Raw genomic sequence first — 17,539 nt, 5'->3', positions numbered from 1 at the left:
CGGCCAGATGCGGCCGCTCAACCTCGGGGAGACGCTCGACGCCTCCATCAAGATCGTCATGGCGCGCTGGAAGACGCTCGCCACGGTGATGCTCGTCATCGCGCTCCCGCTCGAGCTAGCGAACATCGTGATCATCAGCTCGACGACCGACGTCTACCAGGCCGGCTCGCTCCTCTCGTCCGACGCGACCAAGACCACGTACTCGGACTCCGGCGCCTACGCCGCGGGCCAGGTCGCGATCATCGCGCTGACGTTCCTGTCCTACCTGCTCGGCAACGTCGCCTGCTACCGCGCGATCGCCGACACCTACCTCCAGCGCGACACCTCCGCGCGCGAGTCGCTGTCGTTCGCCGCCGGCCGCCTCGGCGCCACGCTGTGGCTGTCGATCCTGCTCGTCGTCGGGGTCTTCCTCGGCTTCCTCTTCCTGATCCTGCCCGGCTTCTGGCTGCTGATCGCCTGGTCGGTCGCCCTGCCCGTGCTGCTCGTCGAGGGCATCGGCGGCTTCGGCGCGATCGGCCGCTCGTTCAAGCTCGTCGAGGGCCGCTGGTGGGCGACGTGCGGCCGCTTCGTCGTGGCCTACATCTTGGCCGGCGTGGCCACGAGCGTCGTCGGGCTGGCCTTCGACGCGCTCGCCTCCGGCGTGGTCGACGACACCTCGACCGGCGCGCTGATCCTGTCCCGGTTCGGCGACCTGTTGGTGTCCTTGGTCACGACGCCGTTCATCGCCGCGGTGACCACGTTGGTGTACTTCGACCTGCGCGTGCGCAAGGAGGGCTTCGACCTGGCCCTCCTCGCCCAGCGGATGGGCGGCGCGTCGGCCTACGACCCGGCGCCGCAGCGCGACGCGTTCGGGAACCCGGTCGCGCCCGGCGCCGGATCGACGCCGCCGCCCGCGCCGTCCTCCTCCTACCTGCCGCCGTCCGCCGCGCCCGCCGGCGCCTGGGCCCCGCCGGTCGCGCCCGGCGCGGGCGACACGCCCGGCGCGCCGCCGCCGTCGCAACCCCCGCCGCCCGTCCCGGACGAGTGACCGCCGCCGAGGCCCGCGCGCAGGCGCGCGACATCCTCGCGCAGGACCGCTTCCAGGAACACCACCACAGCGGAGGTCCTCTTCACTCGCTGTTCGTGACCTTCGGCAACTGGCTGGAGGACCTCCGCGACGCCATGCCCGGCGGCGCCGTCTCCGGCGACGTCACGCTCGCGGTGATCGTGGTCGTGCTCGTCGCCGCCGTCACGTTCGTCGCGGTGCGCTACCACCAGGACCGCGCCCGCCGCGCCGCCGCGCACCGCGTCGCCGGCCCCGGCGACGTCCCGGGCGCCGCCGCCGCGGGCCCCGCCGAGCTGGAGCGCCAGGCGGCCGACGCCGACCGCGCCGGCGACCACGACCTCGCCGTCCGGCTGCGCTTCGCCGCGGGCCTGCTGCGCCTCGACGCCGCCCGCGCGATCGCGCTGCGCCCGTCGCTGACCTCCGGCGACGTCGGCCGGACCCTGCGCAGCGAGACCTACAACATGCTTGCCGCCACCCACGACGCCGTCGCCTACGGCGGCCGCCACGCGAGCCCGGACGACGCCGAGTCCGCTCGGCGCGACTGGCCCGCCGTGGTCGGGGAGGCCCGGCGCGGATGAGCCGCGGCACGCTCGCGGCGGCGGTCGCCGCGCTCGCGCTGGTCGTGGTCGCCGTGGTGCTCGGCCGCGCGCCGCAGCAGCCCACCGGCCCGGCGTCGTCGTCCTACGCGACGACGCCCGACGGCCTGGCCGCCTACGCGACGCTGCTGGAGCGCGCCGGCCACGACGTCCGCCGCCTGCGCGCGCCGCTGGACGAGCACACGCCGGCCGCGAGCGACACGATCGTGGTCGTCGACGGGACGCTCCTGCCGTCGCGCCAGCGCGCCGCGCTGCGCCGGTTCGTCGGCGACGGCGGCCACGCGGTCCTCGCGGGGACCGCCGCGACCGCGCTCGGCGGCGACCCGTCGCGAGGCATCCAGCGCATCGGGCGCGGGACCGCGACGCTCGTCGACGACGCCACGCCGCTGCGCAACCGCGCGCTCGCGCGGGACGACAACGCGGAGCAAGCCCTACACCTTGCCGGACCGCCGGCGCGCCGGATCGTGTTCGTGGAGTCCGTCCACGGCTACCGCGATCAGACCGGCCTCGCCGCGCTGCCGTCCAGCGTCAAGACCACGCTGTGGCTGCTCGCCCTCGCTGCGCTGGCGTTCCTGCTCCTCCGTGGCCGCCGCCTCGGCCCGCCCGAGCTGCCGGCGCGCCCGCTGCCGCCGCCGCGGCGCGCGCATGTTGAAGCACTTGCCGCGGCGCTCGCCCGCACGAAACCCCAACCGCAACCGCAGACCAACCACGAGGACTCGACATGAAGGACTTGCACGATCGCGTCGCGACCGAGGTCCGGCGGGCCGTCATCGGCCAGGACGACGCGCTGGAGCTGCTGCTCGCCGCGGCCGCGTTGGGCGGCCACGTCCTGCTCGAAGGCCCGCCCGGAACCGCCAAGACGCTGCTCGCGCGCGCGTTCGCCCGCGCGCTGGACACGTCGTTCGGCCGGATCCAGTTCACGCCCGACATGCTCCCGTCCGACGTCACCGGGACCGTCGCCCTGCGCGGCAGCGCGGGCGACCTCGAGTTCCGGCCCGGGCCGATCTTCGCCGCGGTCGTCCTGGCCGACGAGATCAACCGCACGCCGCCGAAGACCCAGGCCGCGTTGTTGGAGGCCATGGAGGAGCGCCACGTCACGGTCGACGGCGTCCGCCACGCGCTGCCCGAGCCGTTCGTCGTCGTCGCGACGCAGAACCCGGTCGAGTACGAGGGCACCTACCCGCTGCCCGAGGCCCAGCTCGACCGCTTCCTGTTCCGCGCCGCGATCGGCTACCCGGCCGAGAGCGACGAGCGCGCGCTGCTCAGGCTCGCGCGCGACGGCCTCGCGCCCGCCGCGCTGGAGGAGGTCCGGGCGGTCGCCACGACCGAGGACATCAACAACGCCCGCGCCGTGCTCGGCGCCGTGAGCGCGACCGACGAGGTCGAGGCGTTCGTCGTGTCGATCGTCCGCGCGACGCGCGACCTGCCCGCGGTGACGCTCGGCGCGAGCCCGCGCGCGGCCGTCCACCTGCTGGCCGCCTCGCGCGCCGCCGCCGCGCTGAGCGGGCGCGACTACGTCACGCCGGACGACGTCGTCCGCATGGCCCGCCCCGTCCTCGCCCACCGCCTCGTCCTGTCGCCCGAGGCCGAGCTGGACCGCTACACCGCCACCGACGCCATCACGACCGCGCTCGCCGCCGTGCCGGTGCCGCGGTGAGGAGCGCCGCGTGGCGCTGACGGCCCGGACCGTCGCGGTGCTCGTCGTCGTCGCGCTGTCGGCGCTGATCGTCCCGCCGGGCGTCGCCGTGGCGCTGGCGGTCCTCACGGTCGCGGTCGCGGTCGGCGATGCGCTGGTCGCGCGGGCGGAGCGGCCGCGGGTGCAGCGCAAGGTCGCGGGCGTTCTCGCGCGCGGGATCACGACGCCGCTGAGCGTCGCGGCCGAGGGCGGGCGGACGGTGGTGCGGCAGCCGCTGGTCCCGGACTTGAGGCTTGACGTACAACAAGCGACGACGCAACTCCACGCACAACTCACGCCGCTGCGCCGCGGCCGCCACGCGCTCCCCGGCGTCGCGACCCGGACCCGCGGCCCGCTCGGCCTCGGCGCCTGGCAGCGCCGTGCGGCGACCGGCGCCGCCGACCTCACCGTCTACCCCGACCTCCCCGCGGCGCGCCGTCTCGCGCTCGCCGTGCGCGAAGGCCGCTACCGCGACGCCGGGATCCGGACCCGCGGGCCGGTCGGCCTCGGCACCGAGTTCGAGCGCGTCCGTGACTACCTGCCCGACGACGACATCCGCCAGGTCAACTGGCGCGCGACCGCGCGCCTGGGCCGCCCGATGTCCAACCAGCACCGCGTCGAGCAGGACCAGGAGATCGTGATCGTCCTCGACGTCGGCCGCCTGATGGCCGCGCCGCTGGGCACCGACCGCACGCGCCTGGACACCGCGCTCGACGCCGCGACCGCGCTCGCGCTCGTCGCCGACGAGCTCGGCGACCGTGCCGGCGCGCTCGCGTTCGACGACAGGATCCGCCGCCGCATCCGCCCCGGCCGCGCGGCCGGCGACGACGTCATCCGCGCGACCTTCGACCTGGAGCCGAGCGAGCGCGACAGCGACTACGAGCTGGCGTTCCGGACCGTCGGCGGCGGCAAGCGCGCGCTCGTCGTCGTGCTCACCGACCTGCTCGACACCGCCGCCGCCCGCGCGCTGACCGACGCCGTCCCGGTCCTCACCCGCCGCCACGCGGTCGTCGTCGCCTCGGCCCGCGACCCGGACGTCGAGCAGCTCGCCGAGTCCGGCGACCCCAACCTCACGACCGCGGCGCAAGCGCTCCTCACCGCCCGCACCCAGGCCGCCGCGGCGCTCACCGGCGCCGGCGCGACCGTCGTCGAAGCCCGCCCGGACCGCCTCGCCGCCGCCTGCGTCCGCGCCTACCTGCGCGCGAAGTCGCGGCGCCGGCTCTGAGCGCGGCCGCGCCAGACGACCAACCCCCAGTACAACGAGCCTAGCCCGAGGCCGACGACGTACGGCCCCGCGCCGCCCCAGCCCGCGGGCGAGACGTAGCCCTCGACGAGTCCCGCGACGACCAGCCACGGCGCGGTCCCGAGCACGATCGCCATCGCCGGGCGGGCCTGCGCCGCCAGCGCGTCGCGGCGCCGCAGGGGGCCCGGCGCGACCAGCGCCCAGCCCAGCTGCAGCCCCGCCGCCGCCGCGACGATGATGCACGACAGCTCCAGGACGCCGTGCGCGACGATCAGGCGCAGCACCTGGCCCGCGTTGCCGTTGGCCGCCGCGACGCCGAGCACGGCGCCGAAGATCAGCCCGTTGTACACCAACATGAACGCGCCGCCGACCGCGAACAGCAGGCCGGCCGCGAACGACTGCAGCGTCACCTGGATGTTGTTGGTGAAGATCTCCGACGAGAACGCGGCGGAGTCCGACGCGCTCAGCCCGCGCGAGCCGCGCGGCGGGTCGGCGCCGTCGATGAAGCTCCCCGGCACGAGCCCGCTCGCCGCGTCCGGATCGGCCCAGCCCCACACGAACGCGAACAGCGCGCCGCCGAACAACAGGACCGCCGCGAGCAACACCACCAACTTGGCGTCGGAGACCAGCCGCCAGTACCCGGTCGTGACGAACGCCCACGGCGCCCGCCGCCGCCCGACGTCCGCGTAGACGACCGCGCGCGCCCGGATCACCAGCGTCTCCAGCCGCGCCGTCAGCGGGTCGCCGGGGAACAGCCGCCGCGCCAGCGCGAGGTCGGCCGCGGCCCCGCGGTACAGCGCGCCCAGCTCCAGGACCCCGGGAGCGCCCAGCCGCTCCGGGCGCCCCCTCGCCCTGGTCAGCGCCGCCTCCAGCGCACCCCAACCCGCAGCGCGCTCGCGCTCGAACCGGTCGAGGGTCATGACCGGTAGCCGGTCCGGGTAGCGTGCGCCACAGATGGAGGACTACCAGGACCGGCTGCGGATCGCCACGCCCGAAGGGGTCACGGTCGACCTCGTCCTCGGCGGCCTCGGCTCGCGCTTCGCCGCCACGCTCGTCGACCTCACGCTGAAGTTCCTGCTGATCGGCGCCGTCTGGCTCGTCCTGGTGCTCACCCTGAGCAACTCGCTCGGCCTCGCCGTCGGCTCGATCGCCTCGTTCCTCCTGTACTTCGGCTACGACGTCGCCTTCGAGGTCCTCGGCGGCGGCCGCACGCCCGGCAAGCGCCTCGCCGGCCTGCGCGTCCTGCGCGACGACGGCCGCCCCGTCGACCTCCTCTCCAGCTGCATCCGCAACGTCATCCGCCTGGTCGACGGCCTGCCGCTGCTCTACCTCCCGGCGATGGTCTCGATCCTCGTCACCACCAACAACCAGCGGCTCGGCGACCTCGCCGCCCGGACCGTCGTCGTCCGCGACCCCAAGGCCACCAAGAACGCCGAGGCCTCGTTCGCCGCGGCCGCGGCCGCGGCCGCGAACGCCGGCGCCGCGCCATCCGGCCCGCTCCCGCAGCAGTTCGGCTCCAGCGGCTGGGCGATGCCCGCCGGCGCGGCGCTCCCGCGCGGCGCCGACGGCGCGCTCGACGTCTCCGCCGTCTCGCCGGAGGACCTCGCCGCGATCCGCTCGTTCCTGGATCGCCGCAGGGAGCTCCCGCCCGGCCCGCGCGGCGACATCGCCCGCCGGATCGCGGGCGCGCTGCAGCCGCGTGTCGGCGGCGCGACCGGCCATCTCGACGACGAGGACCTGATCGAGGCGGTCGCGGCCGCCAAGGCGCGCGAGCGCTGACCGGACGCACCCGTTGAGACCGCGCCCCAGCGCTGCTAAAATCTCAGTCGACCCCACTGAGATCTGCGACTCCCCAAGGAGATCCACAGCACCTTGAACGCCGACCGCTTCACGATCAAGTCCCAGGAGGCCATCCAGGCCGCGCTCGCCCTCGCGGCGCAGCGCAAGAACGCGCAGGCGCTCCCCGAGCACCTGCTCTCCGCGCTTCTCGCCCAGGACGACTCGGTGGTCTCCGGCGTGCTGCGCAAGCTCGACGTCCCCGCCGCCACCCTGCGCGCGGACGCCGACGCCCAGCTCGACACGCTGCCCACGCTCGCCACCGCCGAGGAGCCGGCGACCTCGCCCGAGCTGCTCGGCATCGTCCGCGCGGCCGAGGCCGAGATGCGCGAGCAGGGCGACGAGTACATCTCGATCCAGCACCTGCTGCTCTCGCTCGCCGGCTTCGGCGGCAAGGCCGGCGACATCCTGCGTTCCAACGGCGTCACCAAGGAGCGCGTCCTGCAGGCGCTGCCCGACGTCACCGGCGGCCACAAGGTCACCGGCCAGAACCCCGAGGAGACCTACAAGGCGCTGGAGAAGTTCGGCGTCGACCTCACCGAGCGCGCCGCCAAGGGCGAGCTCGACCCGGTCATCGGCCGCGACGAGGAGATCCGCCGCGTCATCCAGGTGCTCTCGCGCCGCACGAAGAACAACCCCGTGCTGATCGGCGAGCCCGGTGTCGGCAAGACCGCGATCGTCGAGGGCCTCGCCCAGCGGATCGTCTCCGGCGACGTCCCGGACTCGCTGCGCGATCGCCGCGTCATCTCACTCGACATCGGCGCGCTGCTGGCGGGCTCGAAGTTCCGCGGCGAGTTCGAGGAGCGGCTGAAGGCCGTCCTGCAGGAGATCAAGGACCAGGGCGGCCAGGTCGTCCTGTTCATCGACGAGTTGCACACGATCGTCGGCGCGGGCGCCGCCGAGGGCGCGGTCGACGCCGCGAACCTGCTCAAGCCGATGCTCGCCCGCGGCGAGCTGCGCGCGGTCGGCGCGACCACGCTCGACGAGTACCGCAAGCACATCGAGAAGGACGCGGCGCTGGAGCGCCGGTTCCAGCCGGTGCTGGTCGGCGAGCCGTCCGTCGAGGACACGATCGCGATCCTGCGCGGGCTCAAGGAGCGCTACGAGCTGCACCACAACGTCCGGATCCAGGACGCCGCGCTGATCGCCGCCGCCACGCTGAGCGACCGCTACATCGCCGACCGCTTCCTGCCCGACAAGGCCATCGACCTGATCGACGAGGCGGCCTCCGGGCTGCGGATCGAGATCGACTCCAAGCCCGTCGAGATCGACGAGGTCGACCGCCGCATCCTGCAGCTGGAGATCGAGCGCACCTCGCTGGCCAAGGAGACCGACGACGCCTCGCTCGGGCGCCTCGACACGCTCGACCGCGAGCTCGCCGACCTCAAGGAGAAGTCCTCGGCGATGACCGCCGAGTGGCAGGCCGAGAAGGACGCGATCACCGGCGTCCAGGACATCCGCGAGCGGTTGGAGCAGGCGCAGCGCATGCTCGACCGCGCCGAGCGCGAGGCCAACCTCGAGGAGGCCGCACGCCTGCGCCACGGCGAGATCCCGGAGCTGCAGCGCCAGCTCGTCGAGCGCGAGGACCGCACCGACGGCGACGCCGGCTTCCTGCGCGAGATCGTCGACCCCGAGGACATCGCCGAGGTCGTCGCGCGCTGGACCAAGATCCCGGTGTCGCGGCTGCTCGAGGGCGAGGTCGAGAAGCTGATCCACATGGAGGACCGGCTGCACCTGCGCGTCATCGGCCAGGCCGACGCGGTCTCCGCCGTGTCCAACGCCCTGCGCCGCTCGCGTGCCGGGCTGCAGGACCCGGACCGCCCGATCGGCTCGTTCCTGTTCCTCGGCCCGACCGGCGTCGGCAAGACCGAGCTGGCGCGCGCGCTGGCCGAGTTCATGTTCGACTCCGGCGACGCGATGGTCCGGATCGACATGTCGGAGTACATGGAGAAGCACGCGGTGTCGCGCCTCGTCGGCGCGCCCCCCGGCTACGTCGGCTACGAGGAGGGCGGCCAGCTGACCGAGGCCGTGCGCCGCCGCCCCTACACGGTGGTGTTGCTCGACGAGATCGAGAAGGCGCACCCCGACGTGTTCAACGTGCTGTTGCAGGTGATGGACGACGGGCGCCTGACCGACGGCCAGGGCCGGACGGTCGACTTCAAGAACACCGTGTTGATCATGACCTCCAACATCCCGGGTGGCCGCGCGGGCGCGGAGGGGCACTTCAAGCCGGAGTTCATCAACCGCCTGGACGACATCGTCGAGTTCCACGCGCTGGACCGCGAGCACCTCGGGTCGGTCGTCGACCTCCAGGTCGAGCGCGTCCTGCAGCGCGTCCGCGACCGCGGGATCGACGTCGAGCTGAGCCAGGCCGCGCGCACGCTGCTCGGCGACCTCGGCTACGACCCGACCTACGGCGCGCGCCCGCTCAAGCGCGTGATCCAGAAGCGCCTCGTCGACCAGCTCGCGCTGGCGATCCTCGAGGGCCGCTTCAAGGAGGGCGACGTGGTGGCGGTCGACGCGGTCGACGGCGAGCTGACGTTCGCCAAGGCCGGCGAGTCGACCCCGCCGGCCGAGCCCGCGGAGCCCGCCGCGGTCTAGAACCTGGCCAAACGGCGTTTGCTGCGATCGGGTCGCGCGGAGTAGGTTCGCGCGACCCGATGTCGCTGCAGGACCCACAGCGCCGCCCCGCCGAGTTGTTGGGGTACATCGCCGAAGGCACCGCCGGCGCTGTCGGCGACGCGTTCTTCCAGTCCTTGGTCAAGCACGTCGCGCAGGCCTTCGCGGCCGAGGTGGCGTTCGTCGCCGAGGTCGTGCCCGAGGACCCCGAGCGCGCCCGCTTCCTGGCCTGCTGGGAGGGCGCGGGCCTCGCCGAGCCGGTCGAGTACTGCCTGGCCGGGACGCCGTGCGCGGAGGTCGGCAGCGCCGACCTCGTCGCCTACGCCGAGGGCGTGATCGAGCGCTTCCCGGAGGACGAGATGGTCGTCGAGCTCGGGCTCGACAGCTACCTCGCGGTGGCGATGCGCGGCTCCGACGGCGCGCACCTCGGCCACCTCGGCGTGCTCGCCTCGGCCGGGCTGCGGCCCGACGACGACCGGGTCCACGCGCTGCGGATCTTCGCGGCGCGCGCCGCGGCGGAGGTCGAGCGGCGCCGCCACCAGCAGGCGCTCGCGGCCTCGCGCGCCCGGATCATCGAGGCGGGCGACGCCGAGCGGCGCCGGATCGAGCGCAACCTCCACGACGGCGCGCAGCAGCGCCTGGTCGCGCTCGCGCTGCAGCTGCGGCTGGCCGAGGCGGCGCTGCCGGGCGACGCCGACGGCGCCGCGGCGATCCTGGCGCGCGCGTCCGGCGAGCTGGCCGAGGCGATGGGCGAGCTGCAGGCGCTGGCGCGCGGGATCCACCCGGCGGTCCTGACCGACCGCGGCCTGGCCGCGGCGCTGGAGGCGCTGGCGATCCGGGCGACCGTCCCGGTCGAGGTCGTCGCGGTCCCCGACCGCCGCCTGCCCGAGCCGGTCGAGGCGACCGTCTACTTCGCGGTCGCCGAGGCGCTGACGAACGTCGCCAAGTACGCGCAGGCGACCCACGCGACCGTGGGCGTGACGCTGCGCGAGGACATCGCGGCGGTCGGCTTCGAGGTCCGCGACGACGGCATCGGCGGCGCCGACCCCTCCGGCGGCTCCGGCCTGCACGGCCTCCAGGACCGCATCGCCGCCCACGGCGGCACGCTGCGCGTCGTCTCCGAGCCGGGCGCCGGCACGCTGGTCGCGGGCGCGCTCCCGCTCTAGCCGGGCTGGTGCTCGACCGCGGCGGCCCAGCGGCCGCGGCGGCCGCTGACCTCGACGGGTACGCCGAAGCAGTCGCTCACGCGCTCTGACGTCAGCACCTCGGCGACCGGGCCCGCGGCCAGGACGCGGCCGCCGCGCAGCAGCAGCGCGTGGGTCGTCGAGGGTGCGATCTCCTCGAGGTGGTGGGTGACCGTCACCGTCGGCAGCTCCGGCCGGTCGCGCGCCAGCGACACGAGCGCGGCGACGAGGCCCTCGCGGCCCGGGAGGTCCAGGCCGGACGCGGGCTCGTCGAGCAGCAGCAGCCGCGGCTCGGCCATCAGCGCGCGGGCCAGCAGCAGCCGCTGGCGCTCGCCCTGCGAGCAGTCCTCGAAGCGGCGCTCGGCGAGGTCCAGCGCGCTGACCAACCCCATCAACTCGCGCGCCCGCGTCTCGTGCTCGGGCGTCAGGCGGCGCGCCTGCAAGATGATGGTGTTGAACGCGCCGGTCATGACGGTCTGCACGCCGGTGTAGTTGCCGCGCAGCGAGCGCGCCAGCCGCGCGTCGACGAAGCCGATCGACTCGCGCAGCGTCCGGATGTCGATCCTGCCCAACGTGGAGCCGAGCACCTCGACGGTCCCGGCCGACGGCTGCGCCATCGCCCCGGCCAAGTGCATCAACGTGGTCTTGCCCGCGCCGTTGGGCCCCAGGATCACCCAGTGCTCGCCGGCCGCGACGTCCCAGTCGACGCCGTCCAGCAGCCGCAGCTCACGACCCAGCGAGGAGGACCACCGGGTGACGGTGGCCCCGCGGAGCTTCAACACCTACTTCTTGACGACCTGCTGCGGGCATGGCGACTTCTGGCTCGGCCTCCTGGCGCCCGGGGGCTGCAGGCACACGCCCACCGAGTAGAACAGGAACTTGCTCGTGCGCGTGCCGGGCGCGTAGGACCTGGTCGTGTCGAACTGCAGGTTCCACTTGCCCAGCGCCGGCTTCTCGAACGGGAACAGGCGCCGCTTGGCGGTCCTGACGATCCGCCCGCACTGACCGGTCGCCTGGCCGAGCCGGAGCGTCTGCTTCAGCGTGCCCTTGGGCGTGACGTAGTGGACGTAGACGTCCGGGTTGTGGTCGACGAGGCCGAAGCCCGCGACCGAGAACCGGACCCTCAGCCTGGTCGGGTCACCCTGCGACGGCGAGAAGTTCGCCTGCAGGCGCGTGACGGTGAACCTCGCGGACGCGCTCAGCCCGCCCGAGGCGACGCCGACCCCGAACGTGCGCTGCAGCTCGTCGTCGGCCAGCGGCGGCGGCGGGAACGTGCCCTGCATCGTGCCGAGGTCGTCCATCAGCTGCGAGCCGTCGTTGAGCGCGGTGCCGTCCAGCGCGACGACGTACGGCGTCTTGGCGTTGAAGCCCCTGCCGGTGACCGTGACGTTGGTCTTGTCGGTCTGCAGGTAGCAGGTGCGGTCCGTCTGCAGGGCCGGGACGGCGGCGTGGGCGGCGCCCGGGAGGGCGGCCAGCAGGACGACGGAGACGGGCAGGACAGCGGTGGGGAGGCGCATTGTCAGCACCTGAGGGTAGGGGCCGCGCCCCGCGACATGCGCAGATGGGGTAGAAGGGGCGTTATGCCGACGTTCATCATGCTCTCCACGCTCACGCCTGAGGGCGTCCAGACGGTCAAGAACAACCCGCAGCGGATCCGCGAGGTCAACTCCGAGGTCGAGCAGCTCGGCGCGACCGTGAAGGCTCAGTGGTCGGTCCTCGGACGGTTCGACTTCGTGAGCATCGTCGAGGCCCCCGACGAGACCACGATGGCGCGCGTGTCGCTGGAGCTCGGCTCCCGCGGGACCGGCCGGTTCGAGACGCTCAGCGCGATCCCGATCGACGACTTCATCGCGTCGCTCTAGATCGCTCAGGGACGCAACGCGCTTCATGAAGGTCCTCATCGTCGGCGGTGGCGGCCGCGAGCACGCGCTGGTCAACGCGCTCGCGCGCTCGCCCCAGCAGCCTGAGCTGCTCGCCGCGCCCGGGAACCCCGGGATCGCGCAGGTCGCCGAGTGCTTCCCGGTGGGGGTCGACGACCTCGACGGGCTCGTCGCGCTGGCGGCCGAGCGGCACGTCGACCTCGTGGTCGTCGGGCCGGAGGCGCCGCTGGTCGGCGGCCTCTGCGACAGGCTGGAGGCGGCGGGGATCCGGTACTTCGGCCCGTCCGCCGCGGCCGCCCAGATGGAGGGGTCGAAGGCGTTCGCCAAGGAGGTCATGTCCTCCGCGGGCGTCCCGACCGCCAACTGGGCCGAGGTCACGTCCGTCGACGAGGGCCTGGAGGCGATCGACGGGCGCTACCCGACCGTCATCAAGTTCGACGGGCTGGCGGCGGGCAAGGGCGTCGTCGTCGCGCCCGACGAGGCGACCGCGCGCGCGGCGCTGGCCGAGATGATCGAGGCGCGGCGCTTCGGCGACGGCCCGGTCGTGATCGAGGACTTCCTGGAGGGCGAGGAGCTGTCGCTGTTCGCGATCTGCGACGGCGAGCGCGCGGTCCCGATGGTCTCCGCGCAGGACTACAAGCGGATCTTCGACGGCGACGAGGGGCCGAACACCGGCGGCATGGGCGCCTACTCGCCGGTCCCGGGCGCGCCCGACCGCGACGAGATCGTCCGCCAGATCCACCAGCCGGTCGTCGACCTGCTGCGCGAGCGCGGGACGCCGTTCCACGGCTGCCTCTACGCGGGGCTGATGCTGACCGCCGAGGGGCCGATGGTGATCGAGTTCAACGCGCGCTTCGGCGATCCCGAGACGCAGGTCGTCCTGCCGCGGCTGCGCTCCGACCTGCTCGAGACGCTGATGGCGGCGACCCGTCCGGGCGGCCTGGCCAGCGGCGGCGCGATGGAGTTCGGCGACGACTGGGCGGTCACGGTCGTGGAGGCGAGCGCCGGGTACCCGGCGTCGTCGCGGTCCGGCGACGTCATCACGGGCCTGGAGGACGCGGCCCGCGCGGGCGCCGAGGTGCTGCACGCCGGGACCGCGCGCAACGACGCGGGCGACGTCGTCACCGCGGGCGGGCGTGTCCTGAACGTCACCGCGCTCGGACCGGATCCGGCGGCGGCGCGCGATCGCGCTTATGCTGCGGCCGACCTCATCCACTTCGACGGACGGCAGCTGCGGCGCGACATCGCCCTGCGCGCCGTGGAGCGAGCGACGCCATGACCGAGCAGCCCCAGCCTGGGACGACCGCCGCGCCCGAGACGCTGACGCAGCTCGAGGAGGCCGCCGAGGAGGCGGACGCGCCGCGCGTCGGGATCATCATGGCCTCGCAGTCCGACATGGACACGATGGCCGCCGCGGAGAAGGTTCTGACGGCGGCCGGCGTCCGGTCCGAGACGCGGGTGCTGTCGGCCCACCGCGAACCGGACCAGGTCGCCGACTACTGCAGGAACGCGCGCATGCGCGGGCTGAAGGTCATCATCGCGGGCTCAGGACTGAACGCCGCGCTGCCCGGCCTTGCCGCCACCCACACCGACCTGCCGGTCATCGGCGTCCCGCTGTCGTCGCCGTTCAGCGCCGCGGGCGGGCTCGACGCGATCCTCTCGATCGTCCAGATGCCACCCGGCTTCGCGGTCGCCGCCGTGGGGCTGGACAACGCGAAGAACGCCGGCGACCTGGCGCTCCGCATCCTGAACGCGTAGGGAGGGCGGCGGGTAACCTTCCGCCATGTGATCCCGCGCTACACCCGCCCCGAGATCGGGGCCGTCTGGACCGACGAGGCCAAGCTCGAGAGCTGGCGGCAGGTGGAGGTCGCCTGCGCCCTGGAGACCGAGGGGCCGACGCCCGCCGAGCTGGAGGCGATCTCGCTCGCGACGTTCACGGTCGACGCCGTGCTGGAGCGCGAGAAGATCACCGACCACGACGTCGCGGCGTTCGTGGACGTGCTGTCCGCGTCCGCGGGCGAGGCGGGGCGCTGGATCCACTACGGGCTCACGTCCTCCGACGTGCTCGACACCGCTTTGGGCGTCCAGCTGCGCAAGGCCGGCGACCTGCTGATCGCGGGCGCCCGGGACTTCCGCGACGCGTTGGCCGAGCAGGCGCGCGCCTACGTCGACACGGTCTGCGTCGGGCGCACGCACGGCGTCCACGCCGAGCCGACGACGTTCGGCATCAAGCTCGCGGGCTTCGCGTTCGAGGCCGATCGCAACCTGAAGCGGCTGGAGGCGGCGGTCGACCAGGTCAGCGTCGGCGCGGTCTCCGGCGCGGTCGGGACCTACAGCGCGACCTCGCCGGACTTCGAGCGCCGCGTGCTGGCGCGCCTGGGCCTGGAGGCCGAGCCGGTCTCGACGCAGGTCGTCGCCCGCGACCGCCACGCCGAGCTGCTGCAGGCGATCGCGCTGGCCGGCGCGGGGCTGGAGCGCTTCGCCACGGAGATCCGCCACCTGCAGCGCACCGAGGTGCGCGAGGTCGAGGAGCCGTTCCGGGCCGGTGCCCAGAAGGGCAGCAGCGCGATGCCGCACAAGCGCAACCCGATCACGTCGGAGCGCATCACGGGGTTGGCGCGCGTCCTGCGCGGCTACGCGCAAGTTGGTGTGGAAGACGTCGCGCTCTGGCACGAGCGCGACATCTCGCACTCCGGCGCCGAGCGCGTCGTCCTGCCGGACGCCACGATCGCGCTGGACTACATGTACGCCTTGGCCACGCGCCTGGCGCGCGGCATGGTCGTCCACTCAGACCGCATGCGCGAGAACATCGACCTCACCTACGGCGCGCTGTTCTCCCAGCGGGTCCTGCTGGCGCTGGTCGCCGGCGGCCTGCAGCGCGACGACGCCTACCGGATCGCGCAGCGCACGGCGCAGCAGGCCTGGGACACCCGGACCCAGCTGCGCTCGATCCTGGAAGACGACGAGGACCCGCAGGTGCGGGCCCTCGACCTCGACGCGATCTTCGACCTGTCGCACTACACCAAGCACGCTCACGAGATCGTGAACCGCCTGGACGTGGTGGCGCCGGCGGGCGAGCCCGCCGCGGCCTAGGCCGCGACGAGCGCCTCCACTCCTTCGGCCGACGCGGCCGACTCGTTGGCCTCGCCGGAGCGCAGCGTGACCCACGTGACCACCGCGGCCAGCGCGAGCAGCGCCGCGCCGATCCCGAAGGCCGTCGTGTAGCCGTGCACCAGCGCGTCCTCGTGGGCGCCGTGGAAGCTGTCGGTCGCGGAGTTCGCGAACGTCGACAGCACGGCCAGGCCCAGCGCGCCGCCGACCTGCTGGCTCGTGTTGAACAGCCCGGACGCCAGGCCCGACTCGTCGGGCGCCACGCCACCGGTGGCGATCAGCGTCAGCGGCACGAACGCGTGGCCGATGCCGAGCGCCAGCAGCGCGATCCCGGGCAGGAAGCCGACCCAGTAGCTGGAGTCCGGCGTCAGCTGGACCGTCCAGAGCATCCCGGCTGCGCCCAGCATCATGCCGCCGAGCAGCACGGCCTTGACGCCGAAGCGGGCCATCAGCTTCTGCGAGCTCACCGAGCCGGCGATGATCCCGAGCGTCATCGGGACGAACGCGAGGCCGGACTCCAGGGCGTTGAAGCCCTTGATCTGCTGGAAGTACAGCGAGCCGAAGAAGAAGAACGCCTGCATGCCGGAGAGCAGGAACAGCGTCACGAAGTTGGCCGTCGTCAGCGTGCGCTTCCTGAAGATGGACAACTTGATCAGCGGGTGCTTGAAGATCCTCTGGGTCCAGGTGAACGCGCCGAGCAGGCCGATCGCCACGGCACCGAGGCCGAGCGTCTTGGCGCTGCCCCAGCCGAAGTCCTGGGCCTTGACGATCGCGTAGGTCAGGACGACCAGGCCGGACGTGACGAGCGTCGCGCCGACGAGGTCGAAGCCGCCTTCGGTGTCCTCGGCCTTGGACTCCGGCACGTACCGCAGCGCGAGCGCCAGGGTCGCGAGGCCGACCGGGACGTTGACGAAGAAGACCCACTGCCACGAGAGGGCGTCGGTCAGCAGGCCGCCGAGCAGCAGGCCGACGGCGCCGCCGCCGCCGGAGATCGCGGCGAACGCGCCGAGCGCCTTCGCGCGGTCCGGGCCTTCCGGGACCGTCGTCGTGATGATCGACAGCGCGGCGGGGGAGACGAGCGCGGCACCGAGACCCTGCAGCGCGCGAGCGCCGACGAGGAAGCCCGGCGAGGTCGCCAGGCCGTCGAGCAGCGAGGCGAAGGTGAAGATCGTGATGCCGATGACGAACAGCCTGCGCCGGCCGAGCAGGTCGCCGGCGCGGCCGCCGAGGAGCAGGAAGCCGCCGAAGACCAGCAGGTAGGCGTTGACGACCCACTGCAAGTCGGCGGGCGAGAAGTGGAGGTCGGACTGGATCGACGGGAGCGCGACGTTCGTGATCGTCGCGTCCAGGATCACCATGAACTGCGCGAGGCAGACCACGACGACCGTGACGGCCCAGTGGCGCGCGACCGGGGAGTCCTCGGTCACGTGGCGCGTTGTTGCGGGGGAGGAGAGGTCGGTCATGAGGGTGTGATGGGGGAGTTGTTGATGGGGTTGAGCGGAGCGCTCGGATGGTTCGTCCTGGAGCAAGCGGACCGCTCGGTCCGGATGACCATAACACAAGCGGACCGCCCGGTCCGTCTTTTCGGACCGCTCGGTCCGTATTTCCGGACCAGGCGGTCCAGTTGCGGACGCGAAGGTGTTACGCTCTGCGGTGGGTCTTCTTCGAATGTCCTCCACCACGCCTTCGACTCCGCTGCCCCTTCGCGCCGACGCACGCCGCAACCGCGAGCTGATCCTCGAGGCCGCGCGCGACGCGTTCGCCGAGGGCGGGATGGACGTCGGCGTCGAGGAGATCGCCCGCCGCGCGGGCGTCGGCAAGGCGACGTTCTTCCGGCGCTTCCCGACCAAGGAGGCGCTGGTCGTCGCGGTCTTCGAGGGCTTCATCGAGGAGGTCATCGCCGCGGTCGACGTCGCGCTGCTGGAGACCGAGTGCCCGCTCGCGCCGCTGCGCGCGTTCCTGCGCCACTCGATGGAGTCGCAGGCGAAGAACAAGGCGTTCTTCGAGGCGGTCGCGACGCGCTTCGTCCCGCCGCCGGAGCTGACCGACCGCGTGATGGAGGCGGTCGAGCGCGTCATGGCGCCGGCCGTCGCGGCGGGCGTCCTGCGCGAGGGCATCGAGCCGGGCGACGTCTCGACGGCGACGAAGATGCTCGGCGCCGCGATCCGGCCGATGGACGGCCTGCTGCTGCCCGAGCCCGCGTGGGACCGGTACCTCGACGTGATCATCCGCGGCCTGGCGAAGGCCGAGGGCGCGCGCGACGAGCCGATGCACGGCATCGCCGCGGATCCGTGCACGATGGTGCGCGAGTTCTCCGCGAAGTCCGCTTAACGCGCACGGCCCGCGCGGC

General features: G+C 73.6%; 17 protein-coding genes. 13 read left to right on the top strand and 4 right to left on the bottom strand.

The genetic code is table 11. The features are described from left to right. Positions 1-7: 7 nt before the first annotated feature. From H030_RS0101080 to H030_RS0101060, 5 genes are read left to right on the top strand one after another with little or no spacing between them, the layout of a single operon-like run. Positions 8-1,027: a hypothetical protein gene (locus H030_RS0101080; protein ID WP_027004747.1), complete on the top strand. Its 1,020-nt coding sequence runs from the start codon at positions 8-10 to the stop codon at positions 1,025-1,027. Beyond that, a complete protein-coding gene (locus H030_RS0101075) occupies positions 1,024-1,623 on the top strand; it encodes a DUF4129 domain-containing protein (RefSeq protein ID WP_027004746.1) in 600 nt (199 codons plus the stop codon). Before H030_RS0101080 ends, H030_RS0101075 begins: the two co-directional genes overlap by 4 nt. Further along, positions 1,620-2,366, top strand: a complete 747-nt coding sequence (locus H030_RS0101070) for a DUF4350 domain-containing protein (protein WP_027004745.1) — start codon at positions 1,620-1,622, stop codon at positions 2,364-2,366. The genes H030_RS0101075 and H030_RS0101070 overlap by 4 nt, the downstream gene beginning before the upstream one ends. Beyond that, on the top strand, positions 2,363-3,298 hold the full coding sequence (locus H030_RS0101065) for an AAA family ATPase (protein WP_027004744.1): 936 nt from the start codon (positions 2,363-2,365) through the stop codon (positions 3,296-3,298). The genes H030_RS0101070 and H030_RS0101065 overlap by 4 nt, the downstream gene beginning before the upstream one ends. A gap of 10 nt (positions 3,299-3,308) precedes the next feature. Next, the gene (locus H030_RS0101060; protein ID WP_027004743.1) at positions 3,309-4,541 is read left to right on the top strand and encodes a DUF58 domain-containing protein; all 1,233 of its coding nucleotides are present in this window, start codon (positions 3,309-3,311) and stop codon (positions 4,539-4,541) included. Here the strand turns inward: H030_RS0101060 and H030_RS36010 are convergent. Then, on the bottom strand, positions 4,508-5,479 hold the full coding sequence (locus H030_RS36010; RefSeq protein WP_027004742.1) for a stage II sporulation protein M: 972 nt from the start codon (positions 5,477-5,479) through the stop codon (positions 4,508-4,510). The two genes, H030_RS0101060 and H030_RS36010, sit on opposite strands and share 34 nt — an antisense overlap. 34 nt (positions 5,480-5,513) lie before the next feature. Between H030_RS36010 and H030_RS36005 the strand changes: the two genes are divergently transcribed. From H030_RS36005 to H030_RS36000, 3 genes are all read left to right on the top strand, one after another. Continuing rightward, positions 5,514-6,338 (top strand): RDD family protein, encoded by an 825-nt coding sequence (locus H030_RS36005; protein WP_051221407.1) that lies wholly within the window; start codon positions 5,514-5,516, stop codon positions 6,336-6,338. Positions 6,339-6,431: 93 nt separating this feature from the next. Then, positions 6,432-8,996, top strand: a complete 2,565-nt coding sequence (gene clpB / locus H030_RS0101040; protein ID WP_027004741.1) for an ATP-dependent chaperone ClpB — start codon at positions 6,432-6,434, stop codon at positions 8,994-8,996. Between the two features lie 59 nt (positions 8,997-9,055). Then, positions 9,056-10,180 carry a sensor histidine kinase gene (locus H030_RS36000; RefSeq protein ID WP_051221405.1) on the top strand — a complete coding sequence of 375 codons (1,125 nt, stop codon included), beginning with the start codon at positions 9,056-9,058 and terminating at the stop codon, positions 10,178-10,180. Here the strand turns inward: H030_RS36000 and H030_RS0101030 are convergent. Together H030_RS0101030 and H030_RS0101025 are read right to left on the bottom strand one after the other, a co-directional pair. Then, on the bottom strand, positions 10,177-10,980 hold the full coding sequence (locus tag H030_RS0101030) for an ABC transporter ATP-binding protein (protein ID WP_027004740.1): 804 nt from the start codon (positions 10,978-10,980) through the stop codon (positions 10,177-10,179). The genes H030_RS36000 and H030_RS0101030 overlap by 4 nt on opposite strands. Then, on the bottom strand, positions 10,981-11,715 hold the full coding sequence (locus H030_RS0101025; RefSeq protein WP_027004739.1) for a hypothetical protein: 735 nt from the start codon (positions 11,713-11,715) through the stop codon (positions 10,981-10,983). 63 nt (positions 11,716-11,778) lie between these two features. Between H030_RS0101025 and H030_RS0101020 the strand changes: the two genes are divergently transcribed. Genes H030_RS0101020 through purB form a run of 4 tightly spaced genes read left to right on the top strand, consistent with a single transcriptional unit; the run spans position 11,779 to position 15,171 of the window. Next, a complete protein-coding gene (locus tag H030_RS0101020) occupies positions 11,779-12,060 on the top strand; it encodes a GYD domain-containing protein (protein ID WP_027004738.1) in 282 nt (93 codons plus the stop codon). A 25-nt stretch (positions 12,061-12,085) separates the two neighbouring features. After that, complete coding sequence (purD, locus tag H030_RS0101015) at positions 12,086-13,357, top strand: phosphoribosylamine--glycine ligase (protein WP_027004737.1); 1,272 nt, start codon at positions 12,086-12,088, stop codon at positions 13,355-13,357. Next, positions 13,354-13,836, top strand: coding sequence for a 5-(carboxyamino)imidazole ribonucleotide mutase (locus H030_RS28290; RefSeq protein ID WP_051221402.1), 483 nt, complete (start codon positions 13,354-13,356; stop codon positions 13,834-13,836). Before purD ends, H030_RS28290 begins: the two co-directional genes overlap by 4 nt. Positions 13,837-13,863: 27 nt before the next feature. Beyond that, the gene (gene purB / locus H030_RS0101005; protein ID WP_027004736.1) at positions 13,864-15,171 is read left to right on the top strand and encodes an adenylosuccinate lyase; all 1,308 of its coding nucleotides are present in this window, start codon (positions 13,864-13,866) and stop codon (positions 15,169-15,171) included. On the opposite strand, the gene H030_RS28285 is transcribed toward purB, so the two are convergent. Further along, the gene (locus tag H030_RS28285) at positions 15,168-16,652 is read right to left on the bottom strand and encodes an MFS transporter (protein WP_081690409.1); all 1,485 of its coding nucleotides are present in this window, start codon (positions 16,650-16,652) and stop codon (positions 15,168-15,170) included. The two genes, purB and H030_RS28285, sit on opposite strands and share 4 nt — an antisense overlap. 205 nt (positions 16,653-16,857) lie before the next feature. Here H030_RS28285 and H030_RS39455 point away from each other — a divergent pair, with 205 nt between their 5' ends. Further along, positions 16,858-17,520, top strand: a complete 663-nt coding sequence (locus H030_RS39455) for a TetR/AcrR family transcriptional regulator (RefSeq protein ID WP_051221400.1) — start codon at positions 16,858-16,860, stop codon at positions 17,518-17,520. Positions 17,521-17,539: the final 19 nt, after the last annotated feature.

The organism is Conexibacter woesei Iso977N, from assembly GCF_000424625.1.
GTDB classification, from domain to species: Bacteria; Actinomycetota; Thermoleophilia; order Solirubrobacterales; family Solirubrobacteraceae; genus Baekduia; species Baekduia woesei_A.
Note: the sequence above shows the minus strand (reverse complement) of the source record. Positions and strands in the feature narration are given on the sequence as shown.